This window comes from Pseudomonas sp. MYb2 (genome assembly GCF_002979955.1).
Lineage (GTDB): Bacteria > Pseudomonadota > Gammaproteobacteria > Pseudomonadales > Pseudomonadaceae > Aquipseudomonas.
On the sequence record NZ_PCQC01000005.1, the window covers coordinates 235,807 to 252,221 of the forward strand.

A 16,415-nucleotide genomic window follows, 5' to 3' on the forward strand; every position below is an offset into this window, starting at 1 on the left:
GACCGGACCATGCAAACTCGTGACGACATTTTCAACACCCTGCGCGATGCCCTGGTCGAGCTGTTCGAACTGGATCCGGCCCGTGTGAGCCTGGATTCCAACCTGTATCAGGATCTGGAAATCGACAGCATCGATGCGGTCGATCTGATCGACCACATCAAGCGTCAGACCGGCAAGAAAATTGCCGCTGAAGAATTCAAATCAGTGCGCACGGTCGGTGACGTGGTCGAGGCGGTTTACCGTCTGGTTCAACCGGCCGCATGAGCCGATTGATCGGCCTCGGCCTGCTGCTGGCCGGTCTGCTGTACCCCTTTGCGGTGTATTTCGGCATGGAGCATTTTGCTCCGTGGCAGTTCGGCCTGTTGCTCGGCAGCCTGTGGCTGGCGCGAGCGCTGACCGGCGAGCGCAAGCCCGGCAGCCTGTGGATGGCTTGCGTGGCGATCGTGTTTTGCCTGTTGCTGGCACTGTTCGACAGCCCGCTGTTGCTGCGCTGGTATCCGGTGCTGATCAGCGGCTTCATGCTGGTGCTGTTCAGCCTGAGCCTGAAATACGGCCCACCAATGGTCGAACGCCTGGCGCGCCTGCGTGAGCCAGAACTGCCGGACATCGCAATTCGCTACACACGCAAGGTCACCGTGGCCTGGAGCGTGTTTTTCTTCTGCAACGGTTTGTGCGCCGCCCTCCTGACCCTGTGGGCGCCGCTGAATTGGTGGATGTTGTACACCGGCCTGATCTCCTATGGATTGATCGGCCTGATGTTTGCCATTGAATGGCTGATACGACAACGGGTAAGAGGCCGTACATGAACTGGATAAAACTTGAGCAGCTGTTGCTCAAGACTGTGCCGGCACGAACGATCTGCGCTGCGCCGGCACTCGATCACGCGCAACTGTGCGAGCAGGCGTTGAGCGTCGCCGCCGGCCTGCAAGCGCAGGGCGTGAAGCGCCTCGCCGTGCACCTGGAAGATGCCGCCGAACTGGCCGTCGCACTGCTCGGTGCTTGGCGCGCAGGTGCCAGCGTGTTGCTGCCGACCGACTTGCAGGCGCAAACGCGTCAGCGCTGGTCGGCTGAGGTCGATCTGTGGCTGACCGATCGCCCCGATGATGCACAGCTCAAAGACCTTTATCAGCCGGCATTGCTCGCTGCCGAACTGGATCTCGACCAGTGCAGCCTGAGCCTGTGCACCTCCGGTTCCAGTGGCGAACCCAAGCGTATCGATAAGACCCTGCGCCAAATGGCCAACGAGGTCGAAGCGCTGGAACAGCTGTGGGGCGCGGATATTGGTGAAGCGTGCATCATCGGCAGCGTCGCCACCCAACACATCTACGGTTTGCTCTTTCGGGTGTTGTGGCCGTTGTGCGCCGGGCGCCCGTTCGTACGCCAGCAACTGGCATTCCCTGAAGACTTGCAGCGCGCCAGCCGCGAGCATGCGGCCTTCGCCTGGGTCGCCAGCCCGGCGTTGCTCAAGCGTATGGGCGATAACCTTGACTGGCCTGCCCTCAGCGCCGTGCGCCGGGTGTTTTCCTCTGGCGGCGCGCTACCGGCAGACGCCGCGCAAAGCCTGCAGCAACGCCTGCAACAGTGGCCGACCGAAATCCTCGGCAGCTCGGAAACAGGTGGTATCGCCTGGCGTCAGGGCCAGCCGCTGTGGCAACCGTTTGCCGGTGTCGAACTGAGCCAGGACAACGACGGTGCGCTGCTGGTCGCCTCGCCCTACCTGCCCGCCGGACACATCGAGCACACCGCCGATGCCGCGCGAATCGCCGCCGATGGCCGCTTCGAACTGCTCGGACGGCTGGACCGGATCGTCAAACTCGAAGAGAAACGCATCTCCCTGCCGATGCTCGAACAAGCCCTGGTCGCTCATGACTGGGTCGCCGAAGCGCGTCTGGGTGTGGTGCAGGAAAACCGTGCGTCGCTGGGCGCCTTGCTGGTCCTCAGCGACTCGGGTCTGTTTGCCTTGCGCGAACACGGCCGGCGCAGCCTGACTGAAGGCCTGCGCAAGCATCTGAGCCAGCACTGTGAAGCGCTGGCCCTGCCGCGGCGCTGGCGGCTGGTGCGGCAATTGCCGCTGAACAGCCAAGGCAAACTGCCTCAAGCCGACGTCGAAGCGTTACTGATAGCCCCACGTCCGAAAGCGCCGGAAGTCTTGGAGCAGGTCGAAACCGATGGCGAGTGGAGCCTGCAACTCAGCGTACCGCCGGATCTGGCCTATTTCAGTGGGCACTTCCCTAAAGCCCCGGTATTACCAGGCGTGGTGCAGGTGGAATGGGCGCTGAACCTCGGTCGCCAATTGCTCAACCTGACTGGCCCGTTTGCCGGGATGGAAGTGCTGAAATTCCAGCAACTGGTGCGCCCCGGCGATGAAATCCAGCTGCACCTGCGCTTTGATCCCGAACGCAGCAAACTGTATTTCGCTTATCGCAATGACACGGCGACCTGTTCCAGTGGGCGGATTCTTTTGGGTGTAGAGCATGATTGACCTTGGTGAGTGCTACGCACTCAATCGCGAGCAGGCTCACTCCTACAGGGATCGTCGATATGCATAATCCCTGCGCCGTTATCCCGGTTTACAACCACGAAACCGCGATTACCACTGTGGTCGACGCTCTGCTCGCCCAAGGCCTGCCGTGCATTCTGGTGGACGACGCCAGCACACAATCCTGCGCGAAGGTGCTCGATACTCTGGCCGAGCGCGACAAGGTGCATTTGGTACGCCTCACCGCCAATCAGGGTAAGGGCGGTGCAGTGATGACCGGTTTGCGCGAGTCCGCGCTGCTGGGCTTCACCCATGCACTGCAGGTCGACGCCGACGGTCAGCACGATTTGCACGATGTCGCCCGTTTCGTCGATGAATCCCGCGCCCATCCCGAGGCGCTGATCTGCGGTTATCCGCTGTTCGATGAAAGCGTGCCAAAAGGCCGCTTGTACGCACGCTACCTGACCCACATGATGGTCTGGATCAACACACTGTCGCTGCAGATCCGCGACTCGATGTGCGGTTTCCGCGTTTATCCACTGGCCTCGACGCTGGCGGTGATTGATTCGGCAAAAATCGGCAAGCGCATGGATTTCGATTCGGACATTCTCGTGCGCCTGTCGTGGCGCAATCAGCCGATGCGCTGGTTGCAGACCAGCGTGCATTACCCGCTGGACGGCGTGTCGCACTTCCGCCTGTTCCACGACAACGCGCTGATTTCAAGCATGCACACGCGGCTGTTCTTCGGCATGTTGCTGCGTTTTCCGCTGATCCTCTGGCGACGGTGGCGAGCATGACCAACGAGGTCGACAAGAAGCATTGGGCTGACCGCGAAGAACGCGGCAGCTTCCTGCTGATGAAATTCACCGCGTTCGCCGCCAAGGTACTGGGCAGACGCCTGCTCAGCCCGTTGCTGTACGGCATCGTCCTGTACTTTTTCCTGTTCGGTCGCACCGCCCGGCGCAGTGCCTGGCAATACCAGCAGCGCTTGGCCGACTGGAATCAGCGCGAGGATTTGCGCCCGACGCATTGGCGGGTGTTCGGCCAGTTCATGGCCTTCGCCGACTCGATGCTCGACAAACTCGACGTGTGGAACGGCAAGCTGAGCATCGAACAGATCGAAATCATTGACCCGGCATTGTTACGCAATCAATTGCGCGGCAGTCGCGGGCAACTGCTGGTCGGCGCACACCTGGGCAATCTCGAAGTCTGCCGCGCACTGGCGGAGATCGGCGAAAAGGTCACCATGAATGTGCTGGTGCACACCAAGCACGCCGAGCAATTCAACCGCCTGCTCGGCGAAGCCGGGGCGACCAATCTGCGCCTGATTCAGGTCAGCGAACTCGACCCGGTAATCATGCTGCAACTGCACGAACGCCTGGAGCGCGGCGAGTGGCTGGCGATTGCCGGCGACCGCGTGCCGCTGCACGGCGGGCGCAGTGTCACCGTAGACTTTCTCGGCCATCCGGCGCCATTTCCGCAGGGCCCGTGGCTGCTGGCCGGTCTGCTGAAATGCCCGGTCAATCTGCTGATGTGCCTGAAACAACCGGACGGTCACTATCGCCTGACCCTCGAGCCCTTCGCCGACGCCGTGGTGTGGAAGCGCAGCGAGCGCGAGCAGGTCATTCATCAGTGGGCCACCCGCTATGCGCAGCGCCTGAGTCACTATTGCCTCGAAGCGCCGCAACAATGGTTCAACTTTTACCCTTTCTGGAAGACCGATGACGACGCCAACCCATGAGCCGGTAACCTTCGGCGAACGCCCTTTGCGCATCGAAGACGTGTTGGCCCTGGCCAACCGTCAGGCGCCCGTGCAACTGCAGAGCGACGCCGAGTATCGCGAGCGCATCGCCAAGGGCGCGCGGTTCCTCGATTCGCTGCTGGACAAGGAAGGCGTGATCTACGGCGTGACCACCGGTTACGGCGACTCCTGCGTGGTCGCAGTGCCGTTGCATCACGTCGAAGCGTTGCCGCGTCATCTCTACACCTTCCACGGTTGCGGCCTGGGCAAACTGCTCGACGCGCAAGCCACCCGCGCGGTGCTGGCGGCGCGGTTGCAGTCGTTGTGCCACGGCGTGTCCGGGGTGCGCGTGGAACTGCTGGAGCGTCTGCACGCGTTCCTCGAATACGACATTCTGCCGCTGATTCCCGAAGAAGGTTCGGTCGGCGCCAGCGGCGATCTGACGCCGCTGTCCTACGTTGCCGCCACCCTCTCCGGCGAACGTGAAGTGATGTTCCGTGGCGAGCGCCGCCAGGCTGCCGATGTGCACCGCGAACTCGGCTGGACTCCGTTGGTGCTGCGCCCGAAAGAAGCGCTGGCGCTGATGAACGGCACTGCCGTCATGACTGGCCTCGCGTGCCTGGCCTTTGCCCGCGCCGACTACCTGCTGCAACTGGCCACGCGCATCACCGCGCTCAACGTGGTCGCGCTGCAAGGCAACCCGGAGCACTTCGACGAACGCCTGTTCGCCGCCAAACCGCACCCGGGGCAAATGCAGGTCGCCGCGTGGCTGCGCAAGGATCTGGCGATCGACGCGCCGACTGCGCCGCTGCATCGTTTGCAGGATCGCTATTCGCTGCGCTGCGCCCCGCACGTACTCGGCGTGTTGGCCGACAGCCTGAACTGGCTGCGCTCGTTCATCGAAACCGAACTGAACAGCGCCAACGACAACCCGATCATCGATGCCGAAGCCGAGCGCGTGTTGCACGGCGGGCACTTCTACGGCGGCCATATCGCGTTCGCCATGGACAGCCTGAAGAATCTGGTGGCCAACGTCGCCGATCTGCTGGATCGACAGCTCGCCTTGCTGGTCGATGAGCGTTACAACCATGGTCTGCCGAGCAATCTGTCTGGCGCGCCAGCGGATCGCGCGATGATCAACCACGGCTTCAAAGCCGTGCAGATCGGCACCAGCGCCTGGACCGCCGAAGCGCTGAAAAACACCATGCCGGCCAGCGTGTTCTCGCGCTCCACCGAGTGCCACAACCAGGACAAGGTGAGCATGGGCACCATCGCCGCCCGCGATGCGATTCGTGTGCTGGAGCTGACCGAACAGGTCGCCGCCGCCACCCTGCTCGCCGCCAACCAAGGCGTATGGCTGCGCGGTCAGGCCGAAGACGCGCGACCGTTGCCGCCGTCGCTGGCGGCGATGCACGAGGAACTGGCCAAGGACTTCCCGCCAGTCATCGAAGACCGCGCACTGGAAGGCGAATTGCGCCTGTGTCTGCAACGCATCGCCGCGCAACACTGGAGGCTGCATGCGTAGCGCCGGAGTGCTTCACGCCGACACTGAAATCCTCGTGCCGTTTTTCGACGTCGACACCATGCACGTGGTCTGGCATGGCCATTACGTCAAATACCTCGAAGTGGCGCGGTGCGCGCTGCTGGACAAGATCGGCCACAACTACACGCACATGGTCGAGTCCGGGTTCGCTTGGCCGATCATCGACCTGCAACTGCGTTACGTACGCGGCGCGGTGTTTGGCCAGCGCCTGAATGTGCGCGCCAGTCTGGTCGAATGGGAAAACCGCCTGAAGATCAACTATCTGATCACCGACCTGCACAGCGGCGAGCGCCTGACCCGCGCCAGCTCGGTGCAGGTCGCCGTCGAAGTCAGCAGCCGCGAGATGCAGCTGGCGTCGCCAAAAGTCTTCACCGATGCCGTGGAAAGGATGCTGCGATGAATGTTTTTGCTAAAAGCCTGAGCGCGCTGGCGCTGCTGGCGATGTCGACACTGGCCAACGCCTTCGACCTGCAACAGCTCAGTGAGCAACTGGCGAAACCGGAGGTGATCCACGGCCAGTTCATCCAGGAAAAACACCTGCGCGCCCTGCCGCAACCGCTGATCAGCAAGGGCAGCTTCGTCCTGGCGAAAAATCACGGCCTGCTGTGGCTGCTGAAAACCCCGCTGCAACAGGACTATCGCATCAGCGCCAAAGGCATCGCCCGCCGTGACGGCAATGGTTGGCAGCTGCTGCCAAACAAGAGCGCCGGGGCCGAGCAGAACCGCTTGTTCCTTGCCGTGTTGCAAGGTGACAGCAGCGGCCTGCAACGGGATTTCGAACTGGCCCTGAGCGGCGACGCGCAGCAGTGGAAACTCACGCTGACACCGCGTTCGGTGTTGCTCAAGCAAGTGTTCAACCAGATCAACATTGACGGCAGCACGCTGGTGCAAACCATCGAACTGCTGGAAACCCAAGGCGACAGCACCGTGCTGCGCATGCAGGACAGCACCGCCGGGCAACCATTGAGCGACGCGGAGCAACATGACTTTGCCGAGTGAACGCAGGCTGCCCTGGCTGTTTCTGATCCTGCTGCTGGCCGTCGTCGCACTGGCGGGCTGGCAGTGGCGCGACGGTGCGCCGCTGTCGGCGAACCTGATGGAACTGGTACCCGGCACTAATCCGGACGCTCTCGAACTGCGTGCCGAACAGCGTATGCAGGAACCGCTCAACCGCGAAATGCTGGTGCTGGTCGGCCACGCCGATCGCCAGCAAGCCGTGGCCATGGCGCAGACGCTGGGTGAACAGTGGCAGGCCAGCGGCCTGTTCGAAAAAGTGCAGTGGAACCTGCAAGCGGACCTGCCGGCCCTGCGCACGCAACTGCTGCTGGGGCGCCTGGCGATGTTGTCGACGGACGATCAGCAACTGCTCACCGAACATCCCGATGTGTTCATCCATCAGCGAGTGCAGGCGCTGTTCGACCCGTTCACAGGGTTCAGTCTGGTGCCGAATCAGGATGATTGGCTGGGCCTGACCACACGCATCCAGAACAGCCAGCCACAGCATGGTTCGGTGCAACTCGACATCGGCAGCGGCGCACTGGTTGCCGATGCTGACGGCAAGAGCTGGGTCATGCTGCGTGCGCGCACCACCGGCAATGCCTTCGACATGAACCTGCCGCTGCAAGTGGCCGATCTGCTCAAGCACAGCCGTGAACAAGCGGCGAAAGCCGACGTGCAATTGCTTGCCGCCAGTGGCCTGCTGTACGCGGCCAACGGTCAGCAGCAAGCGACACGCGAGATGACCTGGGTCGGCGGCGGTGCCACTGTCGGCATTCTGCTGTTGCTGCTGTTGGCGTTTCGTCGCTGGCGCGTGCTGCTGGCGTTCGTGCCGGTGCTGGTCGGCATGCTGTTCGGCGCGGTGGCCTGTGTAGCGCTGTTCGGCCATATGCATGTGATGACGCTGGTACTCGGCTCCAGCCTGATCGGCGTGGCAGTGGATTACCCGCTGCACTACCTGTCGAAGAGCTGGAGCCTGAAGCCGTGGCGCAGTTGGCCGGCCTTGCGTCTGACCTTGCCCGGGCTGACCCTGAGCCTGATCACCAGCACCATCGGCTATCTGGCGCTGGCGTGGACGCCGTTCCCGGCGCTGACGCAAATCGCGGTGTTCTCCGCCGCCGGGCTGCTCGGCGCTTATCTGTCGGCGGTGTGCCTGCTGCCGGCACTGCTGAAAAATGTCGAACTGCGTCCCGCACAATGGCCGCTGCATCTGGCCGAGCGCTTGGTCGATCTGCGCGAAAAACTCCTTGAGCGCGTACGCACACCGGTGCTGTTGGCGCTGCTGATCGCCTTCTGCGTCGGCGGTCTGGTGCAACTGCAAAGCAAGAACGACATCCGCCAGTGGGTCGGTGCGCCGCAACATCTGACCGATGAAGCACAGACCATCGCGCGGATCACCGGCTATCAGCCCACCAGTCAATTCTTCCTCGTGCGCGGCGCCAATCAGCAAGAACTGCTGGAACGTCAGGCCGCGTTGAGCGATCGCCTGCAACAACTGGTCAATCTCGACAAGCTGCAAGGCTATCTGGCTCTCGATCAACTGGTCAGCCCGCCGAGCCAGCAAGAAGAGGTGCGCGCAGCGCTGAACAAGTTGCCGCAATACTGGCAGCCGCTGCTAGAACTCGGCGTGCCGCTCGCCGCGCTGCAAACCGAGTTGCAACAGTTGCAGACCGTGCCCGCCGAAGACATCGACACCGCGCTCGCCGGCCCGCTCGGCGAACCCTATCGCATGCTCTGGCTGGGGCCGACCGAAGACGGCGTGGCGGCGATAACCAGCCTGCAAGGCTTGAACAACCCTGCTCTGCTACGAATACAGGCCCTGGATTTGCCGGGGGTGATGCTGGTCGATCGTCTCGGTGAGTTGAATGAAGTGTTCGCCGCCACGCAGGTCAGCGCGGCTGAACTGAAGCTCGCCTCTTGCGTGCTGATCGTGCTGGTGCTGATCCTGCCGTTTGGCTTCGGCGGCGCCTTGCGCATCGTTGCCCTGCCGTTGCTGGCGGCGCTGTGCAGCCTGGCCAGTCTTGGCTGGCTCGGCCAGCCGCTGACGCTGTTCAGCCTGTTCGGTCTGCTGCTGGTGACGGCGATCAGTGTCGACTACGCGATCCTCATGCGTGAGCAGGTCGGTGGTGCGGCGGTGAGCCTGCTCGGCACGTTGCTGGCCGCCGTGACGACGTGGTTGTCATTCGGTCTGCTGGCAGTGTCGAGCACGCCGGCCGTCAGCAATTTCGGTTTGTCGGTGAGCCTTGGTCTGGCGTTCAGCTTCCTGCTTGCACCGTGGGCCGGACGTCACGAACACCGTGCCACTGTCGGGGAGCCGGCAGCATGATGGTCGTTGCCTTTTGGCTGCTGGCCTTGGCGCTGTTTGTCACGGCCACCCGTGTCGGTCGGCATTTCGGTCTGATTCCGATTGTCAGCCAACTATTACTCGCAAGCTTCGGTTTGCCACTGCTGATGTATTTCTGGATCGAGCCGGGCTGGCAACTCAGCGGCGCTCAACTGATCGCTCCAGACTGGCTGAAAAACCTCTACAGCCTGAGTTTCGCCCTGCTCCTCGGGCATATCCTCAGTGATGTGATCGATCTGAAACTGGATCGCCAGAGTGTGAAAATCGCCATACCGAGCTTCGTCGTGCCCTTTGTCTGCGGTCTGGCAGCGGCTTACTGGCTGTTGCCTGCGCAACCGTGGCTCAGCTCTTTGGCAATCGGGCTGGTCTTTGCGATTACCGCGATCCCGGTGCTGTATCTGTATCTGCGTCACATCGATTACCCGCCCGCCGCCACCCGGCGGCTGGTGCAAACCGCGATTCTCATCGATCTGAGCTGCTGGACACTGTTCGGCCTCGCCCAAGGCAGTCTGCACCTGAGCAGCCTGTTGCTACCGCTGGGGCTCGCCTGTGTGCCGTTGTTGCTGCATCTGTTCCGCGTGCGCCGCCCGCTGACCTACAGCCTCGGCTTCTTCGCACTGTTGGTGATGGCCGAGCATTACAGACTCAATGCGCTGATCTTCGGCATCGGCTATCTGCTGTGCATGGCCGCACTCAAAGTGCCGCTGGTGCTGCCGTTGCCGGCGCGCTGGATGAGCCGTTTGCAGACGTGGGTCGCGATCCCGCTGATCCTCACCTTCGGCATCGTGCAAATCGATGTGCACAGCGCTTTGGCCAGTCTCGGCGCGGCGCAATGGGCGACGCTGCTGCTCTTGCCGATTGCCAGTAAACTGCTCGGCAACTGGCTCGGCCTCGGTTGGGCCGGCGCCTCGTTCGCAGGCGCCAGCCGCTGGCGCGAGAGCGTGCTGCTGAACATCCGTGGGCTGAGCGAAATCGTCTTCCTCAATTTGCTGCTGCAACAACAGCTCATCACCCCGGCGCTGTATTTCGCGCTGATGCTGATGGGCCTGATCGCGACGCTGCTACCGGCCCTGATCGGCCTGCACAGCGCGCCTATGAATCTGAAAAACCCTTTGCCCCGGAGCTCGCGTGCCAATCGTTGAAATGGAATCCCGTCAGGTCGTGATCATCGGTGCCGGCCCTTCCGGCGCAATCGCTGCGGCGTTGCTCAAGCGCAAGGGCCACGATGTCCTGGTGATCGAGCGCCAGCACTTTCCACGCTTTTCCATCGGTGAAAGCCTGCTCAGCCATTGCCTGGACTTTGTCGAAGAAGCCGGCATGCTTGACGCCGTCAACGCCGCTGGCTTCCAGCGCAAGACCGGTGCGGCTTTCGCTTGGGGCGAGCGCTACAGCGCGTTCGATTTCAGCGACACCTTTACCGACGGCAAGCCGACCACGTTCCAGGTGCAGCGCGCCGATTTCGACAAACTGCTGGCCGATCAAGCGGCGCTGCAAGGCGTCGAAATTCGCTATGGCGATGCCATCGTCAGCGTCGATTTCGACCGGGCCAAACCGCAGCTGGATGTGCGTCGCGAGGACGGTAGCGAATACCGCGTCGAAGCGGATTTCGTCCTTGATGCCAGCGGCTATGGCCGGGTGCTGTCGCGCTTGCTCGATCTGGAAGCACCGTCGAATTTTCCGGTGCGCCAAGCGGTGTTCACCCACGTCGAAGATCACATCGACAACCCGGGGTTCGACCGCGAAAAAATCCTCGTCACCACCCACCCGCAGCATCGCGATGTCTGGTTCTGGACGATCCCGTTCAGCAACGGTCGTTGTTCGGTGGGCGTGGTCGCTGCCGCCGAACACTTCGTCGGTCGCGATGCCGACCTCGACGCCTGCCTGCGCAGCTTTATCGCCGAGACGCCAAGCCTCGCCGGCGTGCTGAACAACGCCGTGTGGGACACCCCGGCGCGCACCCTCGGTGGCTACGCGGCCAACGTGAAAACCTTGCACGGGCCGGGCTTCGCCTTGCTCGGCAATGCCGCGGAATTTCTCGACCCGGTGTTCTCTTCCGGCGTGACCATCGCCATGCGCTCGGCGAGCATGGCCGCTGCCGTGCTGCATCGGCAGTTGCAGGGCGAAACGGTCGACTGGCAAAGCGAGTTCGCCGAACCGCTTAAGCGCGGCGTCGACACCTTCCGCTGCTATGTCGAGGGCTGGTACGCCGGCACCTTTCAGGACGTGATTTTTTACGAAGACAGTCAGGCAGACATTCGCCGGATGATCTGCTCGATCCTCGCCGGTTATGCCTGGGATGAGCGCAATCCGTTCGTCAGCGAAGCGCGGCGTCGTCTGAAAATGATCTCCGAACTCTGTGCAAAGGACGCCACATGAACTACTTGAGCGACAGCTACGTCGAGGAAACCCGCTTCGGTTTCTGGTTCCTGCGCAGCCACACCTGGCAGCATCACGTATTGCGCGTGGCGATCAACGATTTGCGTGGGCTGTTCAGTGAATCGCTGCCACAGAACCCGGTGTTGCTCGATGCCGGTTGCGGCCAGGGCAAGTCGTTCGCCCATCTGCGCCAGACCTTCGTGCCACAGCGCTTGATCGGCATTGACGCCGATCCGCACAGTCTTGAGTTGAGCGGCGAAGAAGCGGCGCGTCTGGGTCTCGATGTTGAACTGATCGGCAGCGATTGCGCGACGCTCAATGTGCCGGACGCCAGCGTCGATCTGCTGTTCTGTCACCAGACCTTTCATCATCTGGTCGAGCAGGAAAAAGCGCTGGCCGAGTTTTATCGTGTGCTCAAGCCTGGTGGGTATCTGCTGTTCGCCGAGTCCACCGAGGCCTACATTGATACCTGGGTGATCCGCTGGTTGTTCCGCCATCCGATGCACGTGCAAAAGAGTGCGGCGCAGTACCTGGAGATGATTCGCGGGCAAGGGTTTGATTTTACCGAGCGCAACGTCTCGTACCCGTATCTGTGGTGGAGCCGGTCGAAGGATTTTGGCTTGCTGGAGCGGTTTGGGTTACGCAAGCCGAAGCCGTTTGGGCAGCGTGAAGAGACGTTGGTCAACGTCGTCGCGCGCAAGCCGCTGACAGAGGTTTCCTGATGTACACAAATCCTTGTAGGAGTGAGCCTGCTCGCGATAGCGGTGGGTCAGCCAACCTGTATTGTGAATCCATGACCGCTATCGCGAGCAGGCTCACTCCTACAGTGACCGCAGTGCTGCGACTGGTGATGATCGGTGTATTTTTTCTGCTGAGTGCCTGCGCCAGCCAGGCCCCGTTGCCGGTGGGCAATCCAACACTGCCGCTACCGCTGCAGCTGCACATCGAACGTAATCAGGCGGATCAGCGTCAGGACTGGCTGCTGGTGATCCAGCGCGAAGGCCCGGGCATCCGCTGGTCGATGATGGATCCACTGGGTATCCCGCAGGCGCGTCAGCAACTGATCGATGGGCATTGGCAGGCCGATGGTCTGCTGCCGCCGAACCCGGAAGCCCGGGAACTGTTCGCTGCGCTGTTGTTCGCCCTGACTCCGTCCGGCGAATTGCTGCGCAATTACCCCACTGCGCAACAACAAGCTGGGCAACGTACCCTGCCGGCGCGCTGGAACATCCGTTATGCACAACCGTTGAGCTTCGAATTGAACCTGCCCCAAGGCCCGCACTATCGCGTTTCTCCGCTCGGTGAATCGACGCCATGACCGCTTATCTGAATGCCCTCGGCGTCATTTGTGCGCTGGGGCGCGACAAGTCTGAAGTTGCCCGTAACCTGTTCGCGGGCGACTGCTCGGGCATGCGCCACGAATCCGGCTGGGTCGTGGAGCGTGATTTGCCGGTGGCTGCCGTGCACGGTGAACTGGCAGCGATTCCAGCAGCACTCGCCGAGCAGAGCAGCCGCAACAATCAGTTGTTGCTCGAAGCCGCGCTGCAGATTCGCGATGACATCGATCAGGCAATCCGCACCTACGGGCGTGAGCGCATTGGCGTGGTGCTCGGCACCAGCACCTCGGGCATCGACGAAGCCAGCCGTGGGCTGGCGCACTACATCCGCGAGCAGCAATTCCCCAGCGAATACGACTACCGCCAGCAGGAACTCGGCGCGCCGGCGAATTTTCTCGCCGACTGGCTGCAGCTCAGCGGCCCGACCTATGTGATTTCTACCGCTTGCACCTCCAGCGCCCGGGCCTTGATGAGCGCTCAACGCCTGTTGGATCTGGGCCTGTGCGATGCGGTGCTGTGCGGTGGTGTCGACAGTTTGTGCAAACTGACTCTCAACGGTTTTTCATCGCTGGAAGCGGTGTCGGACGAGCGCTGCAATCCGTTTTCGGCTAATCGCAACGGCATCAATATCGGCGAGGCCGCGGTGCTGTTCGTGATGAGCAGACAACCGGGCGACGGCCCGGCCATCGCCCTGCTCGGTGCCGGGGCCAGCTCCGACGCGCACCATATTTCCGCGCCTGAACCGAGCGGTCGCGGCGCCCTGCAAGCGATGCAGAAAGCCTTGAGCCGTGCCCAGCTGCACGCTGCACAAATCGACTATCTGAACCTGCACGGCACCGCCACCCAACACAACGACGCCATGGAAAGTCTGGCGGTCGCGGCGTTGTTTCCCGAAGGCGTGGCGTGTTCGTCGACCAAACCGATGAGCGGCCATACCCTCGGCGCTGCCGGCGCGCTGGAAGCCGCGTTCTGCTGGTTGAGCCTCAGCGCTGACAATCCCGCTCACGTTTTGCCACCGCACGTCTGGGACGGCCAGGCCGACCCGGCGCTGCCGCCTCTGAAGTGGGTGACCGCAAACGAACGCCTGACGTCCATTGCACCCCGCTACCTGATGAGCAACTCGTTTGCCTTCGGCGGCAACAACGTCAGCCTGATTATCGGAGACGCCCCATGATTGACTGGCCGCTCGCCGAGCTGCTGCCCCATGCGGGCGACATGATCCTGATCGACAGCATCACAAGCTTCGACGAGGAACAGATCCATACAACGCTCACGGTCAGGCCTGAGGGTTTGTTCAACTTGCCCGACGGCAGCTTGCCGGCGTGGGTCGGCATCGAGTTGATGGCGCAAAGCGTCGCTGCCTTCGCCGGTTGCCATGCGCGACAGCAAGGCAATCCGGTGGAATTGGGTTTTCTGCTTGGCACACGCAAATTCGAGTGCAACGTCGACGCGTTTCCAGCGGGGAGCGAATTGACCATTCATGGCATTCGCTCGCTGGAAGATGACAATGGCATGGGCGTTTTCGAATGCCATATCAGCGCACCCGGCATCGAAGCGACTGCCCGATTGAATGTGTTTCGGCCGCCGCAAGCGGCTGCTTATCTTGTACAAAAAAAGGAGTCGAACGATGACTGAATCCGTATTGGTCACCGGCTCCAGCCGTGGCATTGGCCGCGCTATTGCCCTGCGTCTGGCGCAGGCCGGGCACGATATCGTCCTGCATTGCCGCAGCGGCATGGCCGAAGCACAAGCCGTGCAGGCTGAAATCGAAGCGTTGGGCCGCAAGGCGCGGATTCTGCAATTCGACGTCGCCGAGCGCGAAACCTGCAAAGCCATTCTCGAAGCCGACGTCGAAACTCACGGTGCCTATTACGGCGTGGTGTTGAATGCCGGGCTGACCCGTGACGGCGCATTCCCCGCCCTGAGTGACGACGATTGGGACGTGGTTTTGCGCACCAACCTCGACGGTTTCTACAACGTCCTGCACCCGGTGATGATGCCGATGATCCGCCGCCGCGCCGCCGGTCGCATTGTTTGCATCACTTCGGTGTCGGGGCTGATCGGCAACCGTGGCCAGGTCAACTACAGCGCCTCGAAAGCCGGCGTGATCGGCGCCGCGAAGGCATTGGCGATTGAACTGGGCAAGCGCAAAATCACCGTGAACTGCGTCGCGCCGGGCCTGATCGACACGGCGATGCTCGACGACAACGTGCCGGTGGAAGAACTGATGAAAATGATCCCCGCGCAGCGCATGGGCACCCCTGAAGAGGTGGCCGGTGCGGTGAATTTCCTGATGTCGGCGGAAGCCTCGTACATCACCCGCCAGGTTCTGGCGGTCAACGGAGGCTTGTGCTGATGAAGCGCGTCGTCGTCACCGGCATGGCCGGCATCACCTCGCTGGGCAGCGACTGGGCAACCATCGCCGGCAACTTCGCGGCCAACCGCAGCGGCATCCGCCGGATGGACGAGTGGGATCGTTTTAGCGAACTCAACACCCGCCTGGCTGGGCCTATAGATGATTTCGTCGTCCCCGCGCACTGGACACGCAAACAACTGCGCAGCATGGGCCGGGTTTCACGGCTAGCGGTCGGTGCCGCAGAAAAAGCCTTGGCTGACGCCGGTCTGCTGGGCGACGAATCGATCAAGGACGGGCGCATGGGCGTGGCCTGCGGCTCGTCCACCGGCAGCACCGACGAAATCAAAGCGTTCGGCAACATGTTGCTCAATTCGGTGGCCGAGGGGCTGAACGCCAACTCCTATGTGCGGATGATGCCGCACACCACCGCCGCCAACATCAGCATCTTCTTCGGCCTCACCGGGCGTTTGATCCCGACGTCCAGCGCCTGTACCAGCGGCAGCCAGGGCATCGGTTACGCCTACGAGGCAATCAAGTTCGGTCGCCTGCCGCTGATGCTCGCCGGCGGCGCCGAAGAACTCTGCCCGACCGAAGCCATGGTCTTCGACGCGCTGTACGCCACCAGCCTGAAAAACGATGCCCCGCAAACCAGTCCGCGCCCTTACGACAAGGGCCGCGACGGCCTGGTCATTGGTGAAGGCGGCGGCATGCTGGTCCTCGAAGAACTGGAGCATGCCCTCGCGCGCGGCGCGCGCATCCACGCCGAGCTCGTCGGTTTCGGCAGCAACGCCGACGGCCAGCACACCACCCGCCCGGAGCAGGTGACCATGCGCCGCGCCATGGAACTGGCGCTGGAAGACGCCGGACTGACACCGGACGCCATCGGCTATGTCAACGGCCACGGCACTGCGACAGAACAGGGCGACATTGCCGAAACACTGGCGACCAGCAGCCTGTTCGGTGAACGCATGCCGATCAGCTCGCAGAAGAGCTTCCTCGGCCACACCCTCGGCGCCTGCGGGGCGCTGGAGTCGTGGTTCAGCATCGAGATGATGAACCGCGACCAGTATGTGCACACGTTCAACCTCGAGGAAGTCGATCCGCACTGCGGCAAGCTCGACTATCTGCGCGGCGAATTCCGTCAGATGCACCATGACTACGTGATGAACAACAACTTCGCTTTTGGTGGGGTCAACACCTCGTTGATTTTCCGCCGCTGGTCACAACCGAATTAATCCAGGTC

17 protein-coding genes are annotated in these 16,415 nt (G+C 62.3%); all 17 read left to right on the forward strand.

Annotated features, from left to right (window positions below; genetic code table 11):
- Nucleotides 1-9 precede the first annotated feature (9 nt).
- The 17 genes from CQ009_RS10425 to CQ009_RS10505 all read left to right on the forward strand — a co-directional run bounded on the left by CQ009_RS10425 (nt 10) and on the right by CQ009_RS10505 (nt 16,407).
- Entirely contained in the window at nt 10-264 is a 255-nt protein-coding gene (locus tag CQ009_RS10425) for an acyl carrier protein (RefSeq protein ID WP_064388843.1), read from the forward strand.
- On the forward strand, nt 261-806 hold the full coding sequence (locus CQ009_RS10430) for a hypothetical protein (RefSeq protein WP_064388844.1): 546 nt from the start codon (nt 261-263) through the stop codon (nt 804-806). Before CQ009_RS10425 ends, CQ009_RS10430 begins: the two co-directional genes overlap by 4 nt.
- Nucleotides 803-2,482, forward strand: coding sequence for an acyl-CoA synthetase family protein (locus CQ009_RS10435; protein ID WP_105705996.1), 1,680 nt, complete (start codon nt 803-805; stop codon nt 2,480-2,482). Before CQ009_RS10430 ends, CQ009_RS10435 begins: the two co-directional genes overlap by 4 nt.
- Nucleotides 2,483-2,541: 59 nt before the next feature.
- Complete coding sequence (locus CQ009_RS10440) at nt 2,542-3,276, forward strand: glycosyltransferase family 2 protein (RefSeq protein WP_105705998.1); 735 nt, start codon at nt 2,542-2,544, stop codon at nt 3,274-3,276.
- The gene (locus CQ009_RS10445) at nt 3,273-4,220 is read left to right on the forward strand and encodes a glycosyl transferase (RefSeq protein ID WP_105706000.1); all 948 of its coding nucleotides are present in this window, start codon (nt 3,273-3,275) and stop codon (nt 4,218-4,220) included. Before CQ009_RS10440 ends, CQ009_RS10445 begins: the two co-directional genes overlap by 4 nt.
- A complete protein-coding gene (hutH, locus tag CQ009_RS10450) occupies nt 4,201-5,745 on the forward strand; it encodes a histidine ammonia-lyase (RefSeq protein ID WP_064388848.1) in 1,545 nt (514 codons plus the stop codon). Before CQ009_RS10445 ends, hutH begins: the two co-directional genes overlap by 20 nt.
- Complete coding sequence (locus CQ009_RS10455; protein ID WP_016983876.1) at nt 5,738-6,163, forward strand: thioesterase family protein; 426 nt, start codon at nt 5,738-5,740, stop codon at nt 6,161-6,163. The genes hutH and CQ009_RS10455 overlap by 8 nt, the downstream gene beginning before the upstream one ends.
- Complete coding sequence (locus tag CQ009_RS10460; RefSeq protein WP_064388850.1) at nt 6,160-6,762, forward strand: outer membrane lipoprotein carrier protein LolA; 603 nt, start codon at nt 6,160-6,162, stop codon at nt 6,760-6,762. The genes CQ009_RS10455 and CQ009_RS10460 overlap by 4 nt, the downstream gene beginning before the upstream one ends.
- Nucleotides 6,746-9,085 (forward strand): MMPL family transporter, encoded by a 2,340-nt coding sequence (locus CQ009_RS10465; RefSeq protein WP_105706002.1) that lies wholly within the window; start codon nt 6,746-6,748, stop codon nt 9,083-9,085. Before CQ009_RS10460 ends, CQ009_RS10465 begins: the two co-directional genes overlap by 17 nt.
- Entirely contained in the window at nt 9,082-10,245 is a 1,164-nt protein-coding gene (locus tag CQ009_RS10470) for a sodium:proton antiporter (protein WP_105706004.1), read from the forward strand. The genes CQ009_RS10465 and CQ009_RS10470 overlap by 4 nt, the downstream gene beginning before the upstream one ends.
- On the forward strand, nt 10,232-11,479 hold the full coding sequence (locus tag CQ009_RS10475) for an NAD(P)/FAD-dependent oxidoreductase (protein WP_064388853.1): 1,248 nt from the start codon (nt 10,232-10,234) through the stop codon (nt 11,477-11,479). The genes CQ009_RS10470 and CQ009_RS10475 overlap by 14 nt, the downstream gene beginning before the upstream one ends.
- Nucleotides 11,476-12,201 (forward strand): class I SAM-dependent methyltransferase, encoded by a 726-nt coding sequence (locus CQ009_RS10480; protein WP_064388854.1) that lies wholly within the window; start codon nt 11,476-11,478, stop codon nt 12,199-12,201. The genes CQ009_RS10475 and CQ009_RS10480 overlap by 4 nt, the downstream gene beginning before the upstream one ends.
- Nucleotides 12,202-12,329: 128 nt before the next feature.
- Complete coding sequence (locus tag CQ009_RS10485; RefSeq protein WP_371920135.1) at nt 12,330-12,797, forward strand: hypothetical protein; 468 nt, start codon at nt 12,330-12,332, stop codon at nt 12,795-12,797.
- Nucleotides 12,794-13,990, forward strand: a complete 1,197-nt coding sequence (locus CQ009_RS10490; protein WP_105706006.1) for a beta-ketoacyl-[acyl-carrier-protein] synthase family protein — start codon at nt 12,794-12,796, stop codon at nt 13,988-13,990. The genes CQ009_RS10485 and CQ009_RS10490 overlap by 4 nt, the downstream gene beginning before the upstream one ends.
- Entirely contained in the window at nt 13,987-14,451 is a 465-nt protein-coding gene (locus CQ009_RS10495; RefSeq protein WP_105706008.1) for a hotdog family protein, read from the forward strand. The genes CQ009_RS10490 and CQ009_RS10495 overlap by 4 nt, the downstream gene beginning before the upstream one ends.
- Nucleotides 14,444-15,172, forward strand: a complete 729-nt coding sequence (fabG, locus tag CQ009_RS10500; protein ID WP_064388857.1) for a 3-oxoacyl-ACP reductase FabG — start codon at nt 14,444-14,446, stop codon at nt 15,170-15,172. The genes CQ009_RS10495 and fabG overlap by 8 nt, the downstream gene beginning before the upstream one ends.
- Nucleotides 15,172-16,407, forward strand: coding sequence for a beta-ketoacyl-ACP synthase (locus tag CQ009_RS10505; RefSeq protein WP_105706010.1), 1,236 nt, complete (start codon nt 15,172-15,174; stop codon nt 16,405-16,407). Before fabG ends, CQ009_RS10505 begins: the two co-directional genes overlap by 1 nt.
- The last annotated feature ends 8 nt before the right edge of the window (nt 16,408-16,415 follow it).

What these genes read in the sequence shown, in the direction of transcription:
- hutH (WP_064388848.1), top strand. Translation starts at nt 4,201, where the DNA reads ATGACGACGCCAACCCATGAGCCGGTAACCTTCGGCGAACGCCCTTTG.
- CQ009_RS10490 (WP_105706006.1), top strand. Translation starts at nt 12,794, where the DNA reads ATGACCGCTTATCTGAATGCCCTCGGCGTCATTTGTGCGCTGGGGCGC.
- CQ009_RS10485 (WP_371920135.1), top strand. Translation starts at nt 12,330, where the DNA reads ATGATCGGTGTATTTTTTCTGCTGAGTGCCTGCGCCAGCCAGGCCCCG.
- CQ009_RS10445 (WP_105706000.1), top strand. Translation starts at nt 3,273, where the DNA reads ATGACCAACGAGGTCGACAAGAAGCATTGGGCTGACCGCGAAGAACGC.
- CQ009_RS10430 (WP_064388844.1), top strand. Translation starts at nt 261, where the DNA reads ATGAGCCGATTGATCGGCCTCGGCCTGCTGCTGGCCGGTCTGCTGTAC.
- CQ009_RS10455 (WP_016983876.1), top strand. Translation starts at nt 5,738, where the DNA reads ATGCGTAGCGCCGGAGTGCTTCACGCCGACACTGAAATCCTCGTGCCG.
- CQ009_RS10470 (WP_105706004.1), top strand. Translation starts at nt 9,082, where the DNA reads ATGATGGTCGTTGCCTTTTGGCTGCTGGCCTTGGCGCTGTTTGTCACG.
- CQ009_RS10465 (WP_105706002.1), top strand. Translation starts at nt 6,746, where the DNA reads ATGACTTTGCCGAGTGAACGCAGGCTGCCCTGGCTGTTTCTGATCCTG.
- CQ009_RS10435 (WP_105705996.1), top strand. Translation starts at nt 803, where the DNA reads ATGAACTGGATAAAACTTGAGCAGCTGTTGCTCAAGACTGTGCCGGCA.
- CQ009_RS10495 (WP_105706008.1), top strand. Translation starts at nt 13,987, where the DNA reads ATGATTGACTGGCCGCTCGCCGAGCTGCTGCCCCATGCGGGCGACATG.
- CQ009_RS10440 (WP_105705998.1), top strand. Translation starts at nt 2,542, where the DNA reads ATGCATAATCCCTGCGCCGTTATCCCGGTTTACAACCACGAAACCGCG.
- CQ009_RS10460 (WP_064388850.1), top strand. Translation starts at nt 6,160, where the DNA reads ATGAATGTTTTTGCTAAAAGCCTGAGCGCGCTGGCGCTGCTGGCGATG.
- CQ009_RS10425 (WP_064388843.1), top strand. Translation starts at nt 10, where the DNA reads ATGCAAACTCGTGACGACATTTTCAACACCCTGCGCGATGCCCTGGTC.
- fabG (WP_064388857.1), top strand. Translation starts at nt 14,444, where the DNA reads ATGACTGAATCCGTATTGGTCACCGGCTCCAGCCGTGGCATTGGCCGC.
- CQ009_RS10505 (WP_105706010.1), top strand. Translation starts at nt 15,172, where the DNA reads ATGAAGCGCGTCGTCGTCACCGGCATGGCCGGCATCACCTCGCTGGGC.
- CQ009_RS10480 (WP_064388854.1), top strand. Translation starts at nt 11,476, where the DNA reads ATGAACTACTTGAGCGACAGCTACGTCGAGGAAACCCGCTTCGGTTTC.